Source organism: Aeromonas sp. S11(2024), from assembly GCF_041402345.1.
Lineage (GTDB): Bacteria > Pseudomonadota > Gammaproteobacteria > Enterobacterales > Aeromonadaceae > Aeromonas > Aeromonas veronii.
Genome location: NZ_JBGLRC010000006.1, coordinates 78,662 through 100,437, shown reverse-complemented (window position 1 = coordinate 100,437; position 21,776 = coordinate 78,662). Strand labels below are relative to the sequence as shown.

Annotated in this window: 23 protein-coding genes; 17 read left to right on the top strand and 6 right to left on the bottom strand. The window is 62.2% G+C overall.

Annotated features, from left to right (window positions below):
• Positions 1-87: 87 nt before the first annotated feature.
• Entirely contained in the window at positions 88-1,203 is a 1,116-nt protein-coding gene (locus tag ACB040_RS07620) for a sugar diacid recognition domain-containing protein (protein WP_338772616.1), read from the bottom strand.
• 209 nt (positions 1,204-1,412) lie between these two features.
• Between ACB040_RS07620 and ACB040_RS07615 the strand changes: the two genes are divergently transcribed.
• Both ACB040_RS07615 and ACB040_RS07610 read left to right on the top strand, forming a co-directional pair.
• A complete protein-coding gene (locus ACB040_RS07615; protein ID WP_041202421.1) occupies positions 1,413-1,787 on the top strand; it encodes a YacL family protein in 375 nt (124 codons plus the stop codon).
• 66 nt (positions 1,788-1,853) lie between these two features.
• Positions 1,854-2,150, top strand: coding sequence for a hypothetical protein (locus ACB040_RS07610; protein WP_288728935.1), 297 nt, complete (start codon positions 1,854-1,856; stop codon positions 2,148-2,150).
• A gap of 67 nt (positions 2,151-2,217) precedes the next feature.
• Here ACB040_RS07610 and ACB040_RS07605 read toward each other — a convergent pair whose 3' ends face one another.
• Positions 2,218-2,955: an ABC transporter substrate-binding protein gene (locus ACB040_RS07605; protein ID WP_021230935.1), complete on the bottom strand. Its 738-nt coding sequence runs from the start codon at positions 2,953-2,955 to the stop codon at positions 2,218-2,220.
• Between the two features lie 120 nt (positions 2,956-3,075).
• Between ACB040_RS07605 and ACB040_RS07600 the strand changes: the two genes are divergently transcribed.
• The 3 genes from ACB040_RS07600 to ACB040_RS07590 all read left to right on the top strand — a co-directional run bounded on the left by ACB040_RS07600 (position 3,076) and on the right by ACB040_RS07590 (position 6,263).
• Positions 3,076-3,906: a CPBP family intramembrane glutamic endopeptidase gene (locus ACB040_RS07600; RefSeq protein WP_270659331.1), complete on the top strand. Its 831-nt coding sequence runs from the start codon at positions 3,076-3,078 to the stop codon at positions 3,904-3,906.
• A gap of 198 nt (positions 3,907-4,104) precedes the next feature.
• Entirely contained in the window at positions 4,105-5,421 is a 1,317-nt protein-coding gene (locus ACB040_RS07595; RefSeq protein WP_270659332.1) for a sphingomyelin phosphodiesterase, read from the top strand.
• Positions 5,418-6,263: a hypothetical protein gene (locus ACB040_RS07590; RefSeq protein ID WP_270804015.1), complete on the top strand. Its 846-nt coding sequence runs from the start codon at positions 5,418-5,420 to the stop codon at positions 6,261-6,263. The genes ACB040_RS07595 and ACB040_RS07590 overlap by 4 nt, the downstream gene beginning before the upstream one ends.
• A gap of 2 nt (positions 6,264-6,265) precedes the next feature.
• Here ACB040_RS07590 and ACB040_RS07585 read toward each other — a convergent pair whose 3' ends face one another.
• Positions 6,266-7,486 carry a DEAD/DEAH box helicase gene (locus tag ACB040_RS07585; protein ID WP_335820036.1) on the bottom strand — a complete coding sequence of 407 codons (1,221 nt, stop codon included), beginning with the start codon at positions 7,484-7,486 and terminating at the stop codon, positions 6,266-6,268.
• Positions 7,487-7,629: 143 nt separating this feature from the next.
• Here ACB040_RS07585 and ACB040_RS07580 point away from each other — a divergent pair, with 143 nt between their 5' ends.
• Positions 7,630-8,457 carry a transporter substrate-binding domain-containing protein gene (locus tag ACB040_RS07580; RefSeq protein ID WP_101530199.1) on the top strand — a complete coding sequence of 276 codons (828 nt, stop codon included), beginning with the start codon at positions 7,630-7,632 and terminating at the stop codon, positions 8,455-8,457.
• A gap of 58 nt (positions 8,458-8,515) precedes the next feature.
• Here the strand turns inward: ACB040_RS07580 and tpx are convergent, their stop codons facing one another.
• Positions 8,516-9,016 (bottom strand): thiol peroxidase, encoded by a 501-nt coding sequence (gene tpx, locus ACB040_RS07575; protein WP_005341463.1) that lies wholly within the window; start codon positions 9,014-9,016, stop codon positions 8,516-8,518.
• Between the two features lie 184 nt (positions 9,017-9,200).
• Between tpx and ACB040_RS07570 the strand changes: the two genes are divergently transcribed.
• On the top strand, positions 9,201-11,654 hold the full coding sequence (locus ACB040_RS07570; protein ID WP_371154036.1) for a zinc/cadmium/mercury/lead-transporting ATPase: 2,454 nt from the start codon (positions 9,201-9,203) through the stop codon (positions 11,652-11,654).
• Between the two features lie 429 nt (positions 11,655-12,083).
• A complete protein-coding gene (locus ACB040_RS07565) occupies positions 12,084-12,497 on the top strand; it encodes a hypothetical protein (protein ID WP_259584162.1) in 414 nt (137 codons plus the stop codon).
• A 49-nt stretch (positions 12,498-12,546) separates the two neighbouring features.
• Here the strand turns inward: ACB040_RS07565 and ACB040_RS07560 are convergent, their stop codons facing one another.
• Positions 12,547-13,275, bottom strand: coding sequence for a 1-acylglycerol-3-phosphate O-acyltransferase (locus ACB040_RS07560; RefSeq protein ID WP_005335875.1), 729 nt, complete (start codon positions 13,273-13,275; stop codon positions 12,547-12,549).
• 185 nt (positions 13,276-13,460) lie between these two features.
• Between ACB040_RS07560 and ACB040_RS07555 the strand changes: the two genes are divergently transcribed.
• The 4 genes from ACB040_RS07555 to ACB040_RS07540 are packed head-to-tail and all read left to right on the top strand — an operon-like array spanning position 13,461 to position 17,205.
• On the top strand, positions 13,461-13,838 hold the full coding sequence (locus tag ACB040_RS07555; protein ID WP_005354882.1) for a hypothetical protein: 378 nt from the start codon (positions 13,461-13,463) through the stop codon (positions 13,836-13,838).
• Between the two features lie 52 nt (positions 13,839-13,890).
• Positions 13,891-15,933: a protein-disulfide reductase DsbD family protein gene (locus tag ACB040_RS07550; protein WP_371154033.1), complete on the top strand. Its 2,043-nt coding sequence runs from the start codon at positions 13,891-13,893 to the stop codon at positions 15,931-15,933.
• Between the two features lie 9 nt (positions 15,934-15,942).
• Positions 15,943-16,686 (top strand): DsbA family protein, encoded by a 744-nt coding sequence (locus ACB040_RS07545; protein WP_371154031.1) that lies wholly within the window; start codon positions 15,943-15,945, stop codon positions 16,684-16,686.
• A gap of 3 nt (positions 16,687-16,689) precedes the next feature.
• Positions 16,690-17,205, top strand: coding sequence for a protein disulfide oxidoreductase (locus ACB040_RS07540; protein WP_371154029.1), 516 nt, complete (start codon positions 16,690-16,692; stop codon positions 17,203-17,205).
• Between the two features lie 62 nt (positions 17,206-17,267).
• Here the strand turns inward: ACB040_RS07540 and ACB040_RS07535 are convergent, their stop codons facing one another.
• Positions 17,268-18,092 carry a LysR family transcriptional regulator gene (locus ACB040_RS07535; RefSeq protein WP_371154027.1) on the bottom strand — a complete coding sequence of 275 codons (825 nt, stop codon included), beginning with the start codon at positions 18,090-18,092 and terminating at the stop codon, positions 17,268-17,270.
• Positions 18,093-18,222: 130 nt separating this feature from the next.
• Between ACB040_RS07535 and ACB040_RS07530 the strand changes: the two genes are divergently transcribed.
• The 5 genes from ACB040_RS07530 (at position 18,223) to ACB040_RS07510 (ending at position 21,774) form a co-directional block, all read left to right on the top strand.
• Positions 18,223-19,101: an NAD(P)-dependent oxidoreductase gene (locus tag ACB040_RS07530; protein WP_371154025.1), complete on the top strand. Its 879-nt coding sequence runs from the start codon at positions 18,223-18,225 to the stop codon at positions 19,099-19,101.
• Positions 19,098-19,850: an SDR family NAD(P)-dependent oxidoreductase gene (locus tag ACB040_RS07525; RefSeq protein ID WP_371154023.1), complete on the top strand. Its 753-nt coding sequence runs from the start codon at positions 19,098-19,100 to the stop codon at positions 19,848-19,850. The genes ACB040_RS07530 and ACB040_RS07525 overlap by 4 nt, the downstream gene beginning before the upstream one ends.
• 293 nt (positions 19,851-20,143) lie before the next feature.
• The gene (locus ACB040_RS07520) at positions 20,144-20,428 is read left to right on the top strand and encodes a DnaJ domain-containing protein (RefSeq protein ID WP_005343121.1); all 285 of its coding nucleotides are present in this window, start codon (positions 20,144-20,146) and stop codon (positions 20,426-20,428) included.
• Between the two features lie 23 nt (positions 20,429-20,451).
• Positions 20,452-20,994, top strand: a complete 543-nt coding sequence (locus ACB040_RS07515; protein ID WP_371154021.1) for a hypothetical protein — start codon at positions 20,452-20,454, stop codon at positions 20,992-20,994.
• Positions 20,995-21,006: 12 nt separating this feature from the next.
• Positions 21,007-21,774: a hypothetical protein gene (locus tag ACB040_RS07510; protein WP_005343119.1), complete on the top strand. Its 768-nt coding sequence runs from the start codon at positions 21,007-21,009 to the stop codon at positions 21,772-21,774.
• Positions 21,775-21,776 lie beyond the last annotated feature (2 nt).

Sequence of the window (21,776 nt, the reverse complement as noted above, 5' to 3'; positions counted from 1 at the left end):
CCATTATGGAGATCTGCAATCAGAATGCTTTGGCTTACAAACCAAAAATTGCGTCATTTAAAAGTAGTTTTTTGTCTAACTTTACAATCACAAGTCGAGATTAAGGCCGAGATAGAGCAAAAATTTGTCGTCTAACTTGTTGAAATTCAACCCGGTTATCTGCTCTATCCGCCCCAGCCGATAGCGCAGGGTATTGGGGTGAATGAACAGGGCTTCGGCACAGCGATGCAGATCACAATCCTGCAAGAAATAGTGGCGCAGGGTCTTCTGCAGCGCCCCTTTACCATCTTCCCGGGCCAGTTTCTGCAGCGGTGTGCGCAGCTGATCCGCTTGCCAGGAGTCCGCCAGACTGCCCAGCAGCACTGGCAAACGGTAATCCTCAAAGAAGTAGACCTGTTTGCGCGGCGCCTGCCGCATACCACGGCGCAGGGTATCTCGCGCCGTCTGGTAAGAGCGCGCCAGCCCGTAGATCCCGGCGAAGTAATCGCCCACCGCGATATGCACCTTGAAGTGGGGAATGCGGGCCAGCAACTGCTTGATCCGGCTGCGCTCCTGCGCCGATTGCCAGACGCCATCACTCAATTGCGCCGGTTTGAGCACCACTATCTCGTCGAGCCCGTTGATGGCGACCAGATTGTCCCGCTCCGGATTTTCCAGCTGATGGACCAGCTCCCGCAGACGCGCCGGATCCGCCTCCTCCAGCGCAAGCACGGCCACCACCCGAGGCTGGGCCAACTCCAGCCCGAGAAAACGGGCCGCCTGCTGCAATTGATCGACTCGCCCCTCGCCCCGAATGAGCTGCAACACCAGCTCCTCCTTGTGGCGCTTGTCCCACTGCAACTGCTCGGTGAGCGCCGCCTGCTCCAGGATCAGTTCTGCCGTCATTCGCACCAGCTCGGCGTAAGCACGCACTTCCTCCGGATCGCCGGAGATACCGATCACCCCGATCAGCTCCCCCTGATAGGAGATGGGCAAATTGATGCCGGGTCGCACCCCTTTGAGCTGCAAGGCAGTCGCTTCGCTAATCTCCACCACTCGGTTTTCGGTCAATGCCAGCACGGCCCCTTCGTGGCGCTGATGAATCCGCTCCGGATTGCCGGACGCAATGATGAGGCCATGTTCGTCCATCACGTTGACCGAGAACGACAGGATCTTCATCGCCCGTGCGACGATCTGGCGGGCAAGGTTATCGTTTAGCTGCATAACATCTCCGGACAAGGGGCTGATCTGGCGGCGCCACCACGGGCCGATTCAGGGCACATGGGCGCAAAGATGCCACATCATCAAGACAAGCGAGAGGGGGATCGCTAGAATAGGCCACTTTACCCGATGTGTGCCCCGCCATGGAGCAGGAATTGCGTGCTTGCACCCGCCTGCCCGTGATGGCCCATCCCTCCGATCTGGACTGTGCTATGGATTATGAATTTCGCCGCGACCCGTTTGGTGGCTATCGCGCCCGGTTCTCCATGGGCCATGAAGCCATCGGTCAGTGGCTGATCGACGAGGTTGGCAAGGATGAGGAGAAGCTCGACGAACTCTTCTCCATCATTGATCAGCTCTCCAACCGCACCCGAGTCGAATACCGGCTCAACGGCGGTGACTACTCCCTGCTGCTGACCCATGAAGAGGCGGAGGTGAAAGCCAACGCCCTCAATATCGAGCTAGGTGAGGATCTTGACGATCTCGCCTACTACGATGATGAACAGCTGGCCATGTGCGGGCTGGAAGATTTTGCCCAGGTGCTCAGCTCCTGGCGCGCCTTTATCCGTAACGAGGATATGGGCTGATTGACCCAATGTCGGATTACTATGTCGGGCAAATGTGCCCTTTTGCCTAACTCAACAGGATTGACTATGTCTATTTACGATTTTGATGACGAACTGCCGGAAGACGAAGAACAGGAATCCACCAAGAAAGCGGCTGCACCTGCCAAGAAGAAAGGCAAGCAGGTGATGAACACTCAGGTCAACCTGAGCCCGCGCGATGCCAGCCGTCTGAATGGCATGCACGTTGAAGCGATCACCACCCTGGACGATGTCAGCCTGCCGAAGAACGTGATCTTCAAAGCGGGTCTGATTGCGCTGGGCGAACTGGAAGCCGGCAAGCGCGCTGATATCATCGCCCGCGTGATCGCAGAATCAGGCCGCTAATCGCCCCTGAAGGCATAAAGAAAGCCGGAGCCACTGCTCCGGCTTTTTGTTTTCCGCCTAGGCACTCTCAACGGCAATCGATCCCCTTTCCGGCTCGGGAGACCAGTTGGTCATAGCGACCATCGGCACGGGCGGCAGCCAGGGCATGATTGAAGCGCTCAAGCAGGTTGGCGGCCTCCGGATACTGCCGTGAAATGATCAGGTAAAAGGTGTCGCTCTGACGAAAGTGGGGCAATGCCTGCAGATGGCAGGGGTCGCCAAACAGCTGACGGCTGGCATCCCGGGTCACCGTCTCGTTCATCGGCAGCAGATCGATCCGTTTGCGATCCAGCAGTTGCAGACACTGTGCCAGGGTCTTGGGGCGCTGCAGATCCAGCCCGAAACGCTTGATCACCCCGTCGGCATGGCTGGTGCTCCACCCCAGCGGAATGCAGACTCGCAGCCCTTGCCAGCGGCCAGCCTGAATGGCCTCGCTCCCCCGATAGGTAAACCAGGAGAGGCGATCTATATGAATGGGAGCGCTGTAGTGGAAGAGCTTGGCCCGATCGGCAGTCCAGGCGTAGGGGAAGGTGGCCGCGACCAACCCATTGCGGGTCAACTGATAGCCGCGGGGCCAGGGCAGGTAGTCGACCTGGAGCTCTCGATACCCGGCCTCTTGCAGCAGGGTCGTCACCAGCCGGGTGCTCTCGCCGCCTTCAGGCAGTGCCTTGCCGGTATAGGGGGTGAACTCACCGGTCACCAGCAGCAAGGGTGCGGCCTGCAGCCAGACACACCAACAACACAACAACCACAGACAGTGCTTCATCAGCTGCTCTCCCTTTACCCTGTTGATGAGTATAGAGAAGGGATCCGACCACCTCCTGCGCGGTTGTCCTGCTGACGCCCTCTTGTTAAGGTTGCCGCCTGCCTCGATCAAGGAGATCCAATGTTACCCCTTCCCGACTCATTTATCTGGGGCGCGCTGGCGCTGGCCGTGCTGCTTGCCCTCTTCCGCCAGCGTCTTCCCGCCTTGGCCCTGCTGGGACTCTCCCTGCTGCTGGCACTGTGGCTTGACCGAATGACACTACCCGCCCTGCTGGTCTCGGTCGCAGGATTACTGCTGGCGTGGCGTACGCCAACCCTCCCCGCCCGCCGGGCGATGGCGGCCAGAGTGGTGCTGATCCTCTGGGCGATTGCGCTGACCCTGCACCTCATCCCCGGCTTCAACAATCTCAAGGTGCTGGATCAGGCGCTGGCAGGCCCCGCCAGCGTGCCGTTCAACATGTATCTGAACCTCGACAAGCCGCTGCTGCTCTTTGGCTTGCTGCTGGCCTGCCCGATGCTGCTGGGCAAGGGGGGCGCAATCCGCTGGCGCCCGCTGGCCCTGTTGCTGCTGCCGCTGGGAGCCCTGCTGGTCATCGCCTGGCAGTTGGGGGCACTGAAACCGGAAGTGGGTCTGCCCCACTGGTGGTGGCTGTTTGCACTCAACAATCTGCTGTTCACCTGCGTGGCGGAAGAAGCGCTGTTTCGTGGAGCTATCCAGCAGGGGTTGACCGAGCGTTACCGCCCCTGGATTGGCATCGTCGTGGCTGCGCTACTGTTCGGAGCCATCCACCTGCCCGGTGGCCCGCTGCTGGCGCTGTTTGCGACCCTGGCAGGCTGCTGCTACGGCTTGGCATTCCAGCTCAGTGGGCGACTCTCCGTGGCCATCCTGATCCACTTCGCCTTCAACTTCGCCCATCTGGCGCTCTTCACCTACCCGCTGGCCCACCGCTAACTCCTGAAGGCGCCTGACACGGGCGCCTTCCCTCGCTCTTCCCTCTCTCTTTAAGCGTGCTGCCTCGCTCGCTTTACACCTCCACAAAGCTCCAAACAAAACCAATTCATTTACTTGTAATCAAAATGTAAACAAACTGACCTCTGCATTCGCCATAACAGTCACTTTCCATTGCCCTGCAACCAAAAGGATCCTGTGATGCAGAAAACCCTCAGTTATGCCGCCCTGCTGCTGGTCAGCCAGTTCCCGCAACTGGCACTGGCCGATACCGATGTCTATCTCACCAACAACAGTCCTGAACCGCTTCAGATCGACATCCGCCAAAGCGGCAGCGGCCAGCTGCAACCCGGCAGTCAGTGGAGCCAGCACCGCACCGAGCTGGGCCCGTGGGAGAGCGCCATGGTACTCAGCTTCAATCGCTATGAGGGGGTCAAGGCGGGCAAGAGCTATCTGTTCGAAACCCGCGTGACCACAGCGGGTGGCGACGTCTATCGGCTCAACCAGCTGATGGAGGGAACCTGGTGGAACACCACCTTGCAGCACGGTGGCGAGACGCCGACCGGCGCATCCGGCTGGCAAAACGATCGGGCGATCCATCGCGTTGCAGGGTCACAAGAGCTGGCCTTTGCCGCCAAGTTCACCGGCCGCTACGACGATCTGCACTATATGATCACGCCTCCCCAAAAACGGGAGCAGCCGGAACCGGCAGAAAACAGGCTCAAGGTGGCCAGCTACAACGTCTGGGCGCTGCCTGTGATCGCCTCCAGCATCGGCGAGCGATTGACCTTGCTGCCTGATTATCTCAAGGATTATGACGCCCTGCTGCTGCAAGAAGTATTCGATGGCCGCCGCGAGGGCTTTTTGCAGGCGCTGGCGAAAGAGTACCCCTACCAGACCAAGGTACTCGACAAGCCCGGGATCAACGTCCACGACGGCGGCGTAGTGATCGTCAGCCGCTATCCCATAGTGCGGGAGGCCCAGCTGGTCTATCCCCAGTGCACCGGCACCGACTGCTTCGCCGACAAGGGGGTGATGTACGCCGAGGTGATCAAGGGGGGCAAGGCGTGGCACCTGTTCGCCACCCACACCGCCAGCTTTGACACCGACGAGGCGCGCAAGCTGCGGCAGATCCAGTTCGGTCAGATCCGCTCTCTGGCAGCCAGCCTCAAGATCCCCGCCAGCGACACCGTCATCTATGGCGGCGACTTCAACGTCAACAAACGCAAGTTTGCCGATGACTACGCCAACATGCTGGCCAATCTGAACGCCCATGAACCCGCCTATGGCGGCTATACCGAAGCCACCTTCGATCCCAGGATCAACCCCTATGCCGGTGGCCCGCTCTCCGGTGGCGCCAACGTTGAGTATCTGGACTATCTGGTAGTAAGCCGGGAATACGGCAGCGCCAGCCACAACCTCAACACGGTCTGGATCCCACGCAGCAGCGATGGCAGCCTCTGGCCCGCCAGCAACCTCTCAGACCACTTCCCGGTCAAGGGAGAGATCAGCCGATGACTCGCCGTTACGGGATACTGGCGCTGGCGATCCTGACCCTTTTGCTGGTGAATCTGGGCTGGCAGGAAGAGCAGTCCCCGATATCGCCAGAACGGTCGGCGACGCCTTCTCCGGCCGATGTGCAATTGCCAGCAGAACCGGGGAGCCAGCCTCCCCACATGCCAAACGCTGAGGGGATGGATGGCAAAAGCAAAGAAGTGCCCAGCAGCTGGCAGGCGATGCCGGATGAACTGATCAACCAGCTTGCCAGCGAGATCAGCGACAGCGAGATCAGCGACAGCGAGATCAGCGACAGCGAGATCAGCGACAGCGAGATCAGCGACAGCGAGTTGCCGCTGGCGCAGCGTGTGAGCAATCTGGAAGCAACAGAGGACGGGTGGCTGAGCGAGGGGGAGAGCCTGATCCGGCTACAGGGGCGCTATGCCCTGGCGCTGGATCAGTTGGCGCAGGAGAGCGAGCAGTTGCCGCTGGCCGAGCGGCTGGACGCCCTCAGCCGCTTGCAGGATCGGTGGGCGGCGGATAATCCGAATCTGGCAGGCGAGCTGTTCAACCCGGATGCCCGCCTGCAGCAAGCTCGTCAGCTTTGGGGAGATGAGGATCTGGCCACCCTGGCCCGCCACTTCCTCCCCGCAGAGAAGGCTGAAGCCACGCTGGCGTTTGCCGAGGCGCGCCAGCAGCAACTCGATCAACGTAGCCGCTACCAGCGAGAGCTGGCCGAGCTGGAGCAGCAACTGGCGACCAGCCAACAGCAGATGGATCCTGCGCTGTGGCAACAGCACAAGGAGGAGGTGTTGAGCCAGTGGCGTCGTGACTTCTTCGCGCGGGAACAAGGTAAACCCTGAGGTCAGCGCTTGCCCTTGAACTGCTTGACGCTGCGTTTGGCCTGAGTGCGGCGATTGGCCTGCTTGTCACGAGGGGGGCGCTTGCCCTCCCCGCTGGCAGGCTGGTCGGTGACCGGGAATCCCGCCAGATCGCCCAACGGCAGATCGCGGCCGGTCAGGGTGCGAATGGCTTGCAGCATGTCACTCTCGCCATGGCAGACCAGCGAAATGGCCAACCCTTCGCGGCCAGCCCGGGCGGTACGACCGATGCGGTGTACGTAAACAGGGGCGCTGGCGGGCAAGTCCAGATTGATCACCACCGGCAGCGCCTCCACATGGATGCCACGCGCCATCAGGTCGGTGGCCACCAGCACCCGAATTTTGCCCTCTTTGAAATCGCTGAGCGCCTGCTCGCGCACCGCCTGTTCTTTTTCGCCATGGAGGGCAGCCACAGCGATACCTGCCTTGGCCAGCTTTCTGGCAACCCCGTCGGCATCATCCCGCGCACTGATAAAGACCAGCACCTGCGGCCACGCCTGCTCCTTGAGCAAGCTGATAAGCGCCGGGACCTTGCTGCTCTTGTTGACCAAATAGAGCCGCTCTTCGATCTCGTTCACCACGCTGTTAAGGGGGTTTGCCTCGATACGGTTAGGCTCGCGCAGCAGGCCGTTGGCCAGCGCCTCCAGCTCGGCAGGCAAGGTGGCGGAGAAGAGCAGGGTTTGGCGATCCGCCGGAATAAAGCCGAGCAGCGCCTTGATGTCGGGAGCAAAGCCCATCTCCAGCAAGCGATCCGCTTCATCCAGCACCAGCAGTTGCAAACCATCCAGCCCCAGCAGTTGCTGGGTCAGCAGATCCCGCAGCCGCCCCGGCGTGGCGACCAGCAGCTGTGGCCCCTGCACCAGTTCGGCCTGTTGCCGCTCCTGCGCAACGCCCCCACACAACGTCACGATGCGCAGCCCCAGCGCCTCGGCACCCTCTTTTATCGCGGCAGTGACCTGAATCGCCAGCTCGCGGGTCGGCACCAGCACCAGACCCTGCACCTGGCTGGAGGCCGGCTCCAACCGTTGCAGCAGCGGCAAGCCAAACGCCAGCGTCTTGCCGCTGCCGGTCTGGGCCAGCGCCAGCAGATCCTGCCCCGCCAGCGCCGCCGGAATGGCCAGCTGCTGGATGCGGGTCGGCGTCTGCAAGGTGGCGGGCAAAGAGGCAAGCAGAGCGGGATGAAGGGCAAGTTCGCTAAAGGTCATGGCGCTACGTCAACAAAGAAGTGGGAGGCGAAGTCTAGTGAGCGGGGGCCGAGAAGTAAAACCCTATCCATGATGGCCTGGCCGAGGGGGCTGGCGACCGGCTGACTACACTTTAGCTGACCCATCACCAAGAGAGACTCGCCATGACCAGACACATCTCCCTTCTGCTGCTCGTGGTCACCCTGCTCGGCAGCGCCACCCTCGGCCTGTCGCAGAATCCGGAGAACGACGTCGCCCTCGAGCCGCCGAAACCGGGGCGCATCCTCAATGCCCACCTTGGCGAGCTACCGGGGCTGGTCAATGCCGACAAGACAGGCCCCTTTGTCGACCTGGTACACGCCATCGATGATCTCTACCCCGATGTGACCATCAAGATCACCATCTACCCCATCGCCCGTGCCATGGCTGGGGTGATCTCCGGCAAGGCTGATCTGGGGCTGCCCGCCATCCGCAACCTCAAGGATATCGATATGCTGGCTTATCGCTTCAGCACCCGCAGTTTTGGCAAAGTTGCCCATGTGATTTACAGCAATACCGCCTATCCGGTCACCACAGATATGGCCTACGGCATAGTGCCCACCAAACGGGATCTGCTAATCGAGGCGGTTCCCGACTATATGCCCTTCCCGGTGCAGCGATCGATGAGTATCGAGCAGTCACTGCGCAAGCTCTCACGCGGCCGTATCGACGCCTTTGTCTGGGCACAAGAGGAGGCCGACCTGATGCTCAAGCAGCTGGGGCTGACCAATATCAGGCGAGAATTTTTCGGGGATTTCGAGGATGTCTTCATCATCCAGAAAGGGGCAGCAGGTGATGAGATGGACGAATTTCTCCGGCAAGCCATCGATCAGCTGGCTGCCACCGGCAAACTGGCCGAGATCTACGAGAAGATCCACCGCCCCTATGTGGAGTGGCAACCCTCCCCAACCGCCAAGGCTGAACCGGCGACCACCCCGCCAGCTACGCCCTGAACGGACAATTCCCGCATAAAAAATCCCGCCGAAGCGGGATTTTTTATGGCTTGCAGCCTTACAGCACGGCCAGCGCCGCAGCGTAGTTCGGCTCGTCGGCCACTTCGGCGACCAGCTCGCTGTGCAGCACCTTGTTGTCACCATCCAGCACCACGATGGCGCGAGCGGTCAGACCGACCAGCGGACCGGAAGAGAAGGCAACGCCGTAATCTTCCATGAAGGCCGCACCGCGCAGGGTGGAGAGAGTCACTACCTTGTCCAGACCTTCGGCGCCGCAGAAGCGGGACTGGGCGAACGGCAGATCGGCGGAGATGCACAGTACAACTGTGTTCTCCAGCGCGCTGGCCTGCTCGTTGAACTTGCGCACAGAGGTCGCGCAGGTGGGAGTATCGACGCTCGGGAAAATATTCAGGATTTTGCGCTGACCGGCAAAGCTTGCCAGGGTCACGTCGGAGAGATCCTTGGCCACCAGGGAGAAGGGCTTGGCTTGCTCACCGGCGACCGGGAAGTGACCAGCGACGGAGACCGGGTTGCCTTGCAGAGTGACTGAGTTGCTCATGTGTTATGTCCTTTATTGGTGTAGTAAAAATCCGAGTGCTCAGTATAGGGGCGGCGGGACCAGACAAACACCCGCGAAGACAAGGGATATAAAGGGGTTGACCTTGGACTTAACACCAAGGTTTAGACTCCTTCTCGGTAATCAGGGATCTCGCAGGGGCGGGATCCATCAAGAGGGACTCATCATGAGCAAATCCTGCTGCAATCATCAGCACGCCGCCCCCATCAAGGCCGTCAGCAAGGCGGCCCCCGGCCAGAGTGAGCATCACCACGATAGCCACTGCTGCGACAACACCACGCCCGTCAGTTGCTGTTCAACCCCGACGCCTCATGAGCACGCATCCCGTGACGGCAATGAATCCCCCGGGGATGAAGAGCCTCCCCGAGGAAGCTGTCACGATCAAGCGTGCTGCAGCGCCCCCTTATCGCTAGCTCACGATCATAAGCATAAGCATGAGCATGAGCATGAGCATGAGCACGATATGCCACCTGCCGACCCGCTGGTTGCGCCGGAGCAAGGCAACAGTCGCCACAGCTGGCAGGTGTTGGGGATGGATTGCCCCAGCTGCGCCCGCAAGATCGAGACCGCCGTCAGCCGGGTGAGCGGCGTGCAACAGGCGCGCGTGTTGTTTGCCACCGAGAAGCTGGTAGTGGATCTGGCCCCCGGCCTCTCCCCCGATCCCGTCACCGCCGCCGTGCTGGCCGCCGGTTTCCAGCTCAAGGGTGCTCAGGCCAATACAGCCCACACAATCACAAAGGAAGCAACACGCCAAAGCCCGCTGCTGACCACCCTGGGCAAATATTGGCAGCCCCTGTCACTGGCCGGCCTGATGCTGGTCGCCGCCCTGCTGCCGAAAGAGTTCGGTCAGCCGCTCTTTACCCTGGCGACCCTCTGGGGGCTGTGGCCCATCTCCCGCAAGGCGTGGGCGCTGACCCAAAGCGGCTCCCCCTTCGCCATCGAGACCCTGATGACGGTCGCCGCCGTGGGCGCCCTGTTCCTCGGCGAAACCGCCGAAGCGGCCATGGTGCTGCTGCTCTTTATGCTGGGGGAACATCTGGAGGCCTACGCCGCCGGGCGCGCCCGGGCCGGGGTGACCGCCCTGATGGCACTGGTACCCGACAAGGCGCTGCGGATCCGTACCACTGCCGAGGGCGAGGTGCGGGAAGAGGTAGCTGCCGATGAGCTGCGTCCCGGCGATATCATCGAAATCGCCCCGGGTGCCCGTCTACCTGCCGACGCCCGCCTGCTCGATGAACTCGGTGCGTTTGACGAAAGCGCCCTGACCGGTGAATCCATTCCGGTGGAGCGTCGTCAGGGTGACAAGGTGCCTGCCGGCAGTCTGGCGGCGGATCGGGTGCTGCGTCTTGAAGTCGTCTCCGAGCCCGGCAACAACGCCATCGACCGCATTCTGCACCTCATCGAGGAGGCCGAAAGCCAGCGCGCCCCCATCGAGCGCTTTATCGACCGCTTCAGCCGCTGGTATACCCCGGCCATGATGCTGGTTGCCCTGCTGGTGGTGCTGGTGCCGCCTCTTGCCTTCGGCCAGAGCTGGGACGAGTGGGTCTATCGCGGGCTGGCGTTGCTGCTCATCGGTTGCCCCTGCGCCCTGGTTATTTCCACCCCGGCGGCGGTTACCTCGGCGCTGGCGGCAGCAACCCGGCAGGGGGCCCTGATCAAGGGTGGTGCAGCACTGGAGCGATTGGCCCATATCGATACCGTGGCGTTTGACAAGACTGGCACCCTGACCCTGGGCAAGCCGCAGCTGACCGAGCTGGTGAGCCTCAATGGCCAGCCGGAAACCGAACTGCTGGCACTGGCGGTTGCCATCGAGCAGGGCTCCCACCACCCGCTGGCCCGTGCCGTGGTGGCCGCTGCCAACGAGCAGGGGCTGGCACAGGTAGAAGCCCGCGATCTGCGTGCCCTGCCGGGCATGGGTGTTGAAGGGCGCATCAACGGCGAGCTGTGGCAACTGCTGGCACCGAGCCGGATAGCTACGCTGAGCAAGGGCCAACACGCCCAGATCGCCATGCTGGAGCAACAGGGCAAGACGGTGGTCGTGCTCTGCCAGAGCAGCAGCGAACAGGCTCTGCCGGTGGCCCTGCTGGCCCTGCGGGATCAGATCCGACCGGAAGCGGCTGCTGCGCTGCAAGAGCTCAACCGGCTCGGCCTGCAGAGCATCATGCTGACCGGGGACAACCCCCGCGCCGCCGAGGCCATCGCCGGTGAACTCGGGATGGGCTGGCGCGCCGGCCTGTTGCCGGAGGGCAAGGTCGATGAAATAGCCAAGCTCGCCAGCTCGCAGAAAGTCGCCATGATCGGCGATGGCATCAACGATGCACCGGCCATGAAGCGGGCTACCATCGGCATCGCCATGGGCGGTGGCACCGACGTGGCGCTGGAGACCGCCGATGCGGCGCTGACCCACAACCAGCTCGGCGGTATTGCCGCGATGATCCGGTTGTCGCGGGCGGCACTGGCCAATATTCACCAGAATATCGCGCTGGCACTGGGGCTGAAGGCCATCTTCCTGGTCACCAGCCTGCTCGGCATCACCGGCCTGTGGATTGCGGTGCTGGCCGATACCGGCGCCACCGCGCTGGTGACCGCCAACGCCCTGCGCCTGCTGCGCAAGCGTTAAGCCAGCCAATGGCATCCCAGCCAAAAGCCGTCCCCCAACCGGGACGGCTTTTCTTTTTACTCTCATTTCTCTCACGGCACCCCGTAAAAGAAAAAGCGCGCCTGCCGGTCGGCAGTCGCGCTTTGCTTACTCTCTCGGAGTTATCCCACCCTTGGCAAGGTGGAATTCAACCCGGGGGCGCCGAGCCATCCCCCGAGCTCAATAAGCTTTAGTTCCCATTTCAAGCGCGAAATTCTAATCAGCGGCAATCGATTCAAATGTGAGCGGAATGGCAAAAAAAACCATCCAGTTTCAACAAGATAACGTTTTCAGACTGAAACTTCGATCCGGCTCACAGACCTCGTGACCATTTGGCCTCATATCTGGAAAACGGCAGTCACGGGGTCAGAAAAGCAATGTCTGATCAAGTGGATAGACAAGGAGTAAACAATGAAACGGATTGAAGAGCAGGCAAGACGACTCGATCAGGAGTATCAGGCGATCGGGCAGCTGTTCGACCAGTTTTGCCAGCAGGCTGGCACCCTGGCCGAGCAGTATCACTTCTTCAACTGGCCCGATTATGAAGACTCGCCCCCGCTGAGCCGCGCCTTCACCCTATTGGGGGAACCCCGCGAACTGCGGCTGCGCTGTCAGCCCGGTGAGCGCTCCGCACTCAATGGCCTGATCCAGGTGGCCTCGGAGGATGGCACCATAGATGCCAGCCTCGGATTTCGCGCCGATGGCCAGTTGCTGCTGGAGTCCGGCAATCTGCTAGACAACCCGCCCGGACTGCTGCTCAAGCTGCTGCTCGGCGCGGTGTGGCAACACAAGCCTCAGGATGAGATCACCGGGCAGCCGCACTGAACCATTAGTGATGTAGAGATAGCCCTTTTCAATTCATCTGCGCTATCCGTCAGGCGGCGTGGCTGTGGCCCAGCTTGCTGTCCAGTTCGGTCAGCTTGGCCTCCATCCGGGCGCGGCAGGTGTCGGAGAGATCGCGAATGCCGCTGGCACCGTGTTCCTTGCTGCAAACCGGCGCCATCACTTCCACCAGCACTTCGCCGTTGTCCCAGCGATTGAGGTCGACCTGGCCGAAGTAGCTGGAGCAGACGATGGGCACAACGGGCACTTCAGCCTGTACCGCAGTGTGGAAAGCGCCCGCCTTGAACGGCAGCAGGCCACGCCCCTGGGAGCGGGTCCCTTCCGGGAACATCCAGATGGAGGTGCCACGGTTCTTGATGCGATCCACCACCTGACCTATGGTGCCGATGGCACGGGAGCGGTTGGAGCGGTCGATCAGCACGTTGCCGGAGAGCCAGAAGATAAGGCCGAACAACGGCAGCCAGAGCAGGCTCTTCTTGCCCACAGCCACCACACCGGGCTGCACCGCACCGGTCACGGTGAAGATGTCGAAGTTGCTCTGGTGGTTGCAGACGTAGACCGCCGGGCCGACCGATTTGACCTCGTCTGCCACCGTCACTTTGACTCGCAGTCCGATCAGCGGGCAGACCGCGTGATACATGCGGGCGAAGACATAGACGTTGTTGGGATGGCGCGGACGAACCAGACAGAGCAGCAGGCCGAACAGGAACCAGAAAATGAGCAGCAGACCAAGCAGCAGCACACGGGCAATTTTGAGCATCGAACACCTCGAGTTTTAACTCGGCGCAGTATACTGATCCCCCTTTTAGCGAACAAGCGTTCGCCAAACAGAACCGACCACCCTCCCCGTCGCGCCACCCACAGTGCAGCTCATCAATACGCCGCCGACTTGCCCCACCCGCCATTGGTCGTTAGGATGGCCCCATCTTGATGGACGGGGCGAACATGATGTTGCAACAACGGGTAGCGAAACATCTCCTGCTGCTGGTCTGCCTGCTGGTGCTCAATTGTGCGGCCCAGCCGCTGGCCCGGCTTGCCCTGCTCGATCACGCCCTCAGCTGTCAGGCTCTGCCCGTTCCAGGCTCGGCAACGGATCAAGAGGATGCCAAACCGGCCAGCCCGCAACCCACCAGCTGCCAGCTCAACGGCAAGTGGCTAAGCGCCGCCACCCTGCTCTGCGTCGAACAGCTCTTCTTTGCCGTGGCCGTGCTGATCGCCCTGCTGGCCCCCCTTTGGCGCTACACACCGCCACTACCCCCTCCCAGAGTCATCTCGCCGCCCGAGCGACGTCTGCACCTCACCCTCTGCGTCTGGCGGGAATGAGTTCGGCAGCGTTCTTTCGTTAGCTGTCACTCATTTTTGCGAGACCAAAAAGATGTCGAATCTCTTCAAGGCGGCCCTGCTACTGGGCGGTCTGCTGTGGCAATCCATGGGATTGGCCAGCGACACGGGCTGGCTCACCAGCCCACAGAATGATCACGCCCGGGTACGGCTGCAGGCCGACCGCAGCACGGCAGATCAGACCCGCATCCTGCTCGATGTCGAGCTGGAGTCGGGCTGGAAAACCTACTGGCACAGCCCGGGAGAAGGGGGCATTGCCCCCCAGATCCTGTGGGACGAGCCGGTCGGAGACTTTCAGTGGCGCTGGCCGGTGCCACGCCACTTCGAGGTAGCCGGGCTCAGCACCCAGGGTTATCAGGGGGAGGTGCGCTTCCCCCTCAGCCTCAACTATCCCGCAGGGCAACCGCTCAAGGGGACTCTGCGCCTCTCGACCTGCAGCAACGTCTGCATCCTGACCGACTTCCCCTTCACCCTGGCGGTAGATGGGCAGACTCCGGCCGGTTTCGACTTCGGCTGGGCCAAGGCCATCAGCAATCTGCCACAACAGCTGCCCGCCGCCACCCGGGTCGAGCTCGGTTATCAGCACAACCAGCTGCAACTGCGCGCCGAGCGGGCAGAGGGCTGGCAATCACCAGCGCTCTTTATCGACGCTCTTGAGGGGGCCGAGTTTGGCAAACCGGCGCTTGAGGTCGAGGGCAACACCCTGATCGCCCGGGTGCCGGTGAGCGATGGCTGGCAGGGAGATGCGCCGGATCTACGCGGCCAATCCCTCGGCCTGCTGCTCACCAGTGGCGAGCTGGCATGGCAGGGCAAGGAGACGATCGGCGCGCCACTCGCGCTGCCCAACCAGAGTCATTCGCTGTTCTGGTTGCTGGGGGCGGCGCTGCTCGGCGGCCTTATCCTCAACCTGATGCCCTGCGTGCTGCCGGTGCTGGCGCTCAAGCTGGGAACTGTGTTGCAACATCAGAAGCGTGAACAGGGAGCGGTGCGCAAGCAGTTCCTCGCCGCCAGCGCCGGGATCATCGCCTCCTTCTGGGTGCTGGCGGCCATGAGCAGTCTGCTGCGCGCCACGCAAGGGGCCGTCGGCTGGGGCATCCAGTTCCAGAGCGCCGGTTTTATCGGCTTGATGGTGCTGGTCACCCTGCTGTTTTGCGCCAACCTGCTGGGGCTGTTCGAGATCCGCCTGCCCAGCGCCCTCAGCACCCGCCTTGCCACCAGCGGCGGCAATGGCCTCGGCGGTCACTTTCTGCAGGGAAGTTTCGCCACCCTGCTGGCGACCCCATGCTCGGCCCCTTTCCTCGGCACCGCGGTGGCCTTTGCGCTGGCGGCGCCACTCGGCCAGCTCTGGCTTATCTTCACAGCTTTGGGGATTGGCATGAGCCTGCCCTGGCTGCTGGTGGCGGCCCTGCCGCGGCTCGCCCTCTGGTTGCCGAAACCGGGGCGCTGGATGAACCATCTGCGCATCCTGCTCGGCTTGCTGATGCTGGGCTCCAGCCTCTGGCTCACCAGTCTGCTCGACAACCATCTCGGCAGCTATGCCACCGGCTGGCTGATAGTTGCCATGCTGCTGGCGCTGCTGAGTGGCATCATCTGGCGTTACGGCATGCGCGGCTTCACGCTGGCAATCGCCCTCGCCACCCTGATTGGCAGCCCCCTGCTGCTGAGCGGCGCCTTTAGCGCGCAGGGCTCGGCCAGCGTTGACAAGGTGGTCTGGCAGCCGCTCTCTGAACGCGCCATCACAGATGCGCTGGCCCAGAACAAGCGGGTCTTTATCGATGTCACCGCCGACTGGTGCGTTACCTGCAAGGCCAACAAATACAACGTGTTGCTGCGCGATGAGGTGCAACAGGCCCTCTCGGCCCCCGATGTGGTGGCCCTGCGCGGCGACTGGAGCAAACCAAGCGACACCATCGCCGCCTTCCTGCGTAAGCGGGGCGCGGCGGCCGTCCCCTTCAACCAGATTTACGGCCCGGAGTTGCCGCAGGGGGTCACGCTGTCACCCCTGCTCGACAAGGACGATCTGCTGACCACATTGCACAAGGCTGGCCTGCTTCAGGCTGGCACCACCCGATTTTAAGGAGTAATCATGAAACCGACTCTGAGCGCCCTGACCCTGCTGGCCTCCCTTTCCGCAGCCCTGCTGGCTCCGGCCCTGCACGCCGCCCCCTTCACCCCGGAGCAGGAGGCGCGTATCAAGGAGCTGATCCGCGAGACCCTGATCGCCAACCCCAAGATCCTCGACGAGGCGGCCGAATCCTGGGAGAAGCAGAACGCGGCAGACCAGGAGGCGCAGCTTGGCAACTTCATCAAGGGCAACAAGGATGTGCTGTTCAACAGCGCCACCAGCCCGCGCCTCGGCGCCAAGAACCCCAAGCTGACGCTGGTGCTGTTCACCGACTACAACTGCCCCTATTGCAAGCAGTTCGATCCCCAGCTTACCAAGCTGCTCAAGGCCTATCCGGACGATCTGGGGCTGGTGATCAAGCTGCTGCCGTTCAAGGGGCAGACCTCCGCCAAGGCGGCCCAATACAGCCTGACCCTGTGGCAGCAGGATCCCGCCCGCTTCCTCACCCTGCACGACAAGCTGATGAGCAAGCAGGGGATGCTGACCGAGGCGGACATCAACAAGGCGCTGGCCGCCACCGGCAACACCGCGCTCAAACCGGCCGCCAAGGCGACCGAAGAGCTGCGCAACAGCCTGCGCATCGGCACCATTCTGGGGGTACAGGGCACTCCGGCGACCCTGATTGGCAACCAGCTGGTGCCAGGCGCCATCCCCTATGAGGAGCTGGAGCAGCTGGTCAAGGCCGAACTGGCCAAGCAGGGGTAAGGGATGACCACCAATCCTCAACCCCGCTGGCGCCGCTGGGGCAAGGAGGCGCTCTGGCTGCTGCTGATGGCGCTGGTCATCTCGACCCTGCTGGATCTGTGGCGCAGCCCGACCCTGCCAGAGGGGGCGATGAGCGCCCCCGTCACCCTGCAGGATGGCAGCAGCACGGATCTCGCTACCTTAAGCCAGGGCAAGCCGCTGCTGGTCTACTACTGGGCCAGCTGGTGCGGTGTCTGCCGTTTCACCACCCCGGCCGTGCAACAGCTCTGGCAGGAGGGGGAAAACGTGCTGACGGTGGCGCTGCGCTCCGGTAATTCCGAGCAGTTAGCCAATGGGATGAGTAAGAAGGGGCTCACCTTCCCGACCCACAACGACGAGTCGGGAGCGCTGGCCGCCAAGTGGCAGGTGGGCGTCACCCCGACGTTCCTCGTTATCAAGGATGGGACGCTTGTGAGCAGCACCACCGGCTGGAGCTCGAAGTGGGGCCTGCAGCTGCGGCTCTGGTGGGCGTCGCTCTAGCCACACAACAACATTGCCTTCAACAGGGCCATCCCACCGGATGGCCCTTTTTTATGCCGACATCAGGCGGGGAGCGGCATCCCGCGCACCTGAGCCAGCAGGGCTGTCACCGCCGTCGAGCGCAATGCATCCGGGGCATAGCAGAGCCCCACCCGCCGCTTGAAGGAAGAGGCCGCCAGCTCGGCGACTGTACAACCGGGTGGACAAAGCGAACGGGGCAACCAGGCGATCCCCGCCCCGGCGGCCACCATAGTCGCCGCCAGTCGCAGCGACCCCGCCCGCCGTGGATAGAGGGGCGCCTGATTGCCGAGGATGGCGATCAGCCGCAGGTGGGAGTCGTGACGCGGGCAGGTGACCCAGGGCTCGTCCGCCAGCACCGCCGGGGTGAGCGCTCCCTTGCCCGTCAGCGGGTGATCCGGCGGCAGCACCAGCACAAACTCCTCCTCCAGCAGGGGGATAAAGAGCTCGTCACCGCAACGCAGGGATTCACACCCCAGCCGCACATCGCCACAGCAACCCTCCTCCAGAGTCAGCAGGATCTCCTCGTGGGCGAGTACCCCGTTGACCAGCGTCCCCACCACTCCATCGCCAAGGTCTGCCTCAATCCCCACCGTCAGCTCGAGGCAGGGGGAGGTTTCACGAAACTCGCGGGCGAGGGAGTCGGTATCGGCGATCAGCCGCTTGGCGCGGGGATAGAGCCGGTGCGCCGCTTCGGTCCCCTCAACCCCGCGCGCCTGCCGCACAAACAGGGTCACCCCCAGTTCATCCTCCAGCGTTTTGATGGTGGTGGAGAGGGTGGGCTGGGTAATGAAGAGGCGGGTGGCCGCCGCCGTGATGTTGCGCTCCTCGAAGACAGCCACAAACGCACGCAGGGTTCGCACATCCATAGAATTCACCTATACCAGACAGTCATAAAAGCCATTTTTCACGGCGACACGGGGCAAATATAGTGGCTCGCCTGCCACAAGGCATCCCAATTTTCTATATCAGCGTCTATCAACACAGCCAGGAGCCATCATGCGCCATCTCTCTGTCATCGGCCTCGGGGCCATGGGCTCCGCCCTCGCCACCACCTTGCTCAAGGCGGGCCATCCGGTCACCGTCTGGAATCGCAGCGCCGCCAAGGCCACCCCGCTGCAAGCGCTGGGCGCGACTCTCGCCCCCTCGGTTGGCGCAGCTATTGCAGCAAGTGATATCACCCTTGTCTGCGTCGATAACTACGCTGTCAGCCAGCAGTTGCTGGACGAGGCGAGCGATGCGGTGGCGGGCAAGCTGCTGGTGCAGCTCTCTACCGGCAGCCCGCAGGGGGCCAGAGCGCTGGAGAGCTGGAGCCACGCTCGCGACGCCCGTTATCTCGATGGCGCCATCCTCTGCTTCCCGGATCAGATCGGCACCAGCGATGCCAGCATCATCTGCTCAGGGGCCAGCATCGCCTTTAGCGAGGCCGAGCCGGTGCTGCACCTGCTCGCCCCCACCCTCGACCATGTGGCCGAGGCGGTGGGCGCCGCTGCGGCGCAAGATTGCGCCGTCGCCGCCTACTTTGCTGGCGGTCTGCTCGGAGCCCTGCACGGCGCCCTGATCTGCGAGGCGGAAGGGCTGCCGGTGGCCAAGGTGTGCGCCCAGTTCAGCGAACTCTCGCCGATCTTGGGGGGCGATGTGGCCCACCTTGGCAAGACGCTGGCGAGCGGCGATTTCGATCACCCCTACGCCAGCCTGAAAACCTGGAGCGCCGCCATCAGCCGCCTCGCCGGTCACGCCACCGATGCCGGGATCGACAGCCGCTTCCCGCGCTTTGCCGCCGATCTGTTTGAGGAAGGGGTGGCGCAAGGGTTTGGCCAGCAGGAGGTCTCGGCCCTGATCAAGGTGCTGCGGGCGCGCAATGGAGCGGCACAATGAACGAGCTGACCAATCAACCCCAAATTGCACTGGTCACCGGCGCCGCTGGCGGGATTGGCCGCCAGCTCTGCATCGGGCTGGCCGAGGCGGGTTATCGGGTGATTGCCACCGATCTGGCCCCTCACGCTTTCGACCATCCCGAGATCCACTTTCACCCGCTCGATCTGCGGGACGAGCAGGCTATCGTGGGGCTCTTTGCCGAGGTGCGCGCGCAGCATGGCGGCGTCCATCTGCTTATCAACAACGGCGCCATCAGCAAGTTCCACACCCGCTTCGAGGAGCTGAGCGCAGCCCAGTTTGATCAGGTGATGACGGTCAATGTGCGCGGCGCCATGCTCTGTGCCCGCGCCTTTGTGCAGGCCAACCGCGAGCTGCCCTATGGCCGCATCATCAATATTGCCTCCACCCGCTGGCAGCAGAACGAACCGGGTTGGGATGCCTACGGCGCCTCCAAGGGGGCGCTAGTCGCCCTCACCCAGTCCCTCGCCAACTCGCTGGCCGACCATCCCATCACGGTCAATGCCATCAGTCCGGGCTGGATCCAGGCAGAGGATTACCACACCCTGACCGAGGCGGATCATCGCCAGCACCCGAGCGGCCGGGTCGGGTGCCCTGACGACATCACCCGCGCCTGCCTCTTTCTGGCGGATCCCCAGAACGACTTTATCAACGGCGCCAATCTGGTGGTCGATGGCGGGATGAGCAAGAAGATGATCTACCACACCTCCGCCTCCTTCTGGGAGGAGTAACCTCTGCGGCGGCAGCCCGATTTGCGCTGCCGCCGCCATCTCACCCCACACTCGCCCCTGACCATTTTTTCATCGCCTTCCCGTGCCCGCCCCTTGCACTGGCCAGACCGACTGGCAACAATAGACGCTCAACTGACACCTCTTCATCTCGCCCGTTAATTGATCGCCCAACTCATCGCGTTGGCGGGCTGTTTCCGTTAAAATGACGGGTTTTTGCCGTGCCTGGTTTGCCAATCCCCACCATCAGGCACTCGCAGCGTGAATCCTATGATGCCAGTGATGCAGGATCTGCCATGAACAACTACTTTCGGGTGCTGGGCGTCAAGTCCAACGCCAGCGAAAACGACATCAAGAAAGCCTATCGTCGGCTGTCAAACCAGTACCACCCCGACAAGCTGCACGGGGCCAGTGAAGAAGAGAAAGAGCAGGCAGCCATCAAGCTGCACCAGGTAAAGCAGGCCTATGAAGTGCTGTCCGATCCGAAACAGCGGGCCGCCTTTATCAAGGATTTCAACAACGTCATCGTGACCGACCCCGCCTCCGCCATGCAGGAGATGTGGGATCAGTTCTACCCCTAAAACAGCAGGCAGAAAGAGCAACTATGCAAAAGAGATGGGACCAGGCGCGGCTCAAGTCGCTGCAAAGCGATGCCAGCGAAAACATCGAATCCTACCGGGATCAGGACGACCCCAAGGGGCTGGAACAGTTCACCGACCAGATGAAGAGCCTGCTGCTGGCCGATATGAGCATGCTGGAGTTTATGCCCGAGTATCTGCCGCTGGCCCTCTATGGCCGGGTGCAGTTCCCGGCCAAGGCCAAGTCGCAGTGGAACAAGTGGCTCGCCAGCGGCGAGCAGCCGGGCTGGGACGAGTTCAAGGTGAGCGTCGGCTTCAACAACGCCGCCCTGCCGCTGGTCAAGGCGGTGCGGGCCCAGAGCGAAGATCAGCTGATGGAAGCCTGCGCCGTGCTGTTCCTGCTCGACAACCCGCTGCCGCGCGGCAGCCACCGCGGCGATGACGACTATGAGCTGCGCGACGAAGGAGATGAAGACGGGGAAGATGCCGACGCCGACTACCACGGCGGCAGTGACCGCTATGGTGATGACGACGGCGATCAGGATATGTACGACGAAGTCCGTTTCTAATTGGGGCAAGGCATGAGCAACAGTCTGATAGAAATTACCGCCATCGAGATCAAAGAGCTGGCCGTTATCGAGCCGAAGCAGGCCAGCGAGAAGTTCGAGCTGATCGCCAAGACCATGTCTGACGACCAACTGGCAGAAGTGATTGAAAACATTGATATCGTTACCCTGACCCAGATCAACGGCCAGCACGATATCTCCTTCCCCTCCATCATCTCCGAGCTGATGACCCCGGAGCGGATCCGCGACATCGTCTGCCAGCAGCCGCTCTATTGGGAAGAGGCGATCAAGAACAACGCCGATGAGCTGCAACAGCACACCTTCGACTTCCTCAACTACCTGATCCGCACCCAGGACAGCGAAGCCAAGCAGCGCGAGATCCTTGAGTGCGTGGCCGAAGATCCGGCCGGTCTCTTCTACCTCGCCATCCCCTTTATCGAGTTCTATCGCGGCGATCGCTATGAAGAGGACGAAGGCTATCGCGACGTGCTGCACGCCGAAGAGGAAGACCTCGAAGAGTCCCTGCGCTACAGCGAGCGCCAGCAGAGCGAGGATGTCCACGACTACGCGCTGGATGACCCGAGAAGCCTCTTGATGCTCATTCGCGAGCTGGCCCCCGAGGTGGAGAAAGCCATCAAGGCACTGCTGCGCAACGAGCACTCCAGCTGGGACGGCATCATCAACAAGTTTGCCGCCGAGCTGGTGATGCAGGCCAAAGAGAAGAACAAGGTCGAGGAAGACGAGTACGGCGACGTCGACGACATGTTCAGCTTTCTGGATTAAGG

Excerpts from the sequence above, each read along its gene's own strand:
- ACB040_RS07580 (WP_101530199.1), top strand. The coding sequence starts at position 7,630 with ATGACCAGACACATCTCCCTTCTGCTGCTCGTGGTCACCCTGCTCGGC.
- ACB040_RS07620 (WP_338772616.1), bottom strand. The coding sequence starts at position 1,203 with ATGCAGCTAAACGATAACCTTGCCCGCCAGATCGTCGCACGGGCGATG.
- ACB040_RS07520 (WP_005343121.1), top strand. The coding sequence starts at position 20,144 with ATGAACAACTACTTTCGGGTGCTGGGCGTCAAGTCCAACGCCAGCGAA.
- ACB040_RS07610 (WP_288728935.1), top strand. The coding sequence starts at position 1,854 with ATGTCTATTTACGATTTTGATGACGAACTGCCGGAAGACGAAGAACAG.
- ACB040_RS07545 (WP_371154031.1), top strand. The coding sequence starts at position 15,943 with ATGAAACCGACTCTGAGCGCCCTGACCCTGCTGGCCTCCCTTTCCGCA.
- ACB040_RS07600 (WP_270659331.1), top strand. The coding sequence starts at position 3,076 with ATGTTACCCCTTCCCGACTCATTTATCTGGGGCGCGCTGGCGCTGGCC.
- ACB040_RS07590 (WP_270804015.1), top strand. The coding sequence starts at position 5,418 with ATGACTCGCCGTTACGGGATACTGGCGCTGGCGATCCTGACCCTTTTG.
- tpx (WP_005341463.1), bottom strand. The coding sequence starts at position 9,016 with ATGAGCAACTCAGTCACTCTGCAAGGCAACCCGGTCTCCGTCGCTGGT.
- ACB040_RS07595 (WP_270659332.1), top strand. The coding sequence starts at position 4,105 with ATGCAGAAAACCCTCAGTTATGCCGCCCTGCTGCTGGTCAGCCAGTTC.
- ACB040_RS07510 (WP_005343119.1), top strand. The coding sequence starts at position 21,007 with ATGAGCAACAGTCTGATAGAAATTACCGCCATCGAGATCAAAGAGCTG.
- ACB040_RS07550 (WP_371154033.1), top strand. The coding sequence starts at position 13,891 with ATGTCGAATCTCTTCAAGGCGGCCCTGCTACTGGGCGGTCTGCTGTGG.
- ACB040_RS07530 (WP_371154025.1), top strand. The coding sequence starts at position 18,223 with ATGCGCCATCTCTCTGTCATCGGCCTCGGGGCCATGGGCTCCGCCCTC.
- ACB040_RS07570 (WP_371154036.1), top strand. The coding sequence starts at position 9,201 with ATGAGCAAATCCTGCTGCAATCATCAGCACGCCGCCCCCATCAAGGCC.
- ACB040_RS07515 (WP_371154021.1), top strand. The coding sequence starts at position 20,452 with ATGCAAAAGAGATGGGACCAGGCGCGGCTCAAGTCGCTGCAAAGCGAT.
- ACB040_RS07585 (WP_335820036.1), bottom strand. The coding sequence starts at position 7,486 with ATGACCTTTAGCGAACTTGCCCTTCATCCCGCTCTGCTTGCCTCTTTG.
- ACB040_RS07615 (WP_041202421.1), top strand. The coding sequence starts at position 1,413 with ATGGATTATGAATTTCGCCGCGACCCGTTTGGTGGCTATCGCGCCCGG.
- ACB040_RS07535 (WP_371154027.1), bottom strand. The coding sequence starts at position 18,092 with ATGGATGTGCGAACCCTGCGTGCGTTTGTGGCTGTCTTCGAGGAGCGC.
- ACB040_RS07560 (WP_005335875.1), bottom strand. The coding sequence starts at position 13,275 with ATGCTCAAAATTGCCCGTGTGCTGCTGCTTGGTCTGCTGCTCATTTTC.
- ACB040_RS07525 (WP_371154023.1), top strand. The coding sequence starts at position 19,098 with ATGAACGAGCTGACCAATCAACCCCAAATTGCACTGGTCACCGGCGCC.
- ACB040_RS07555 (WP_005354882.1), top strand. The coding sequence starts at position 13,461 with ATGATGTTGCAACAACGGGTAGCGAAACATCTCCTGCTGCTGGTCTGC.
- ACB040_RS07565 (WP_259584162.1), top strand. The coding sequence starts at position 12,084 with ATGAAACGGATTGAAGAGCAGGCAAGACGACTCGATCAGGAGTATCAG.
- ACB040_RS07605 (WP_021230935.1), bottom strand. The coding sequence starts at position 2,955 with ATGAAGCACTGTCTGTGGTTGTTGTGTTGTTGGTGTGTCTGGCTGCAG.
- ACB040_RS07540 (WP_371154029.1), top strand. The coding sequence starts at position 16,690 with ATGACCACCAATCCTCAACCCCGCTGGCGCCGCTGGGGCAAGGAGGCG.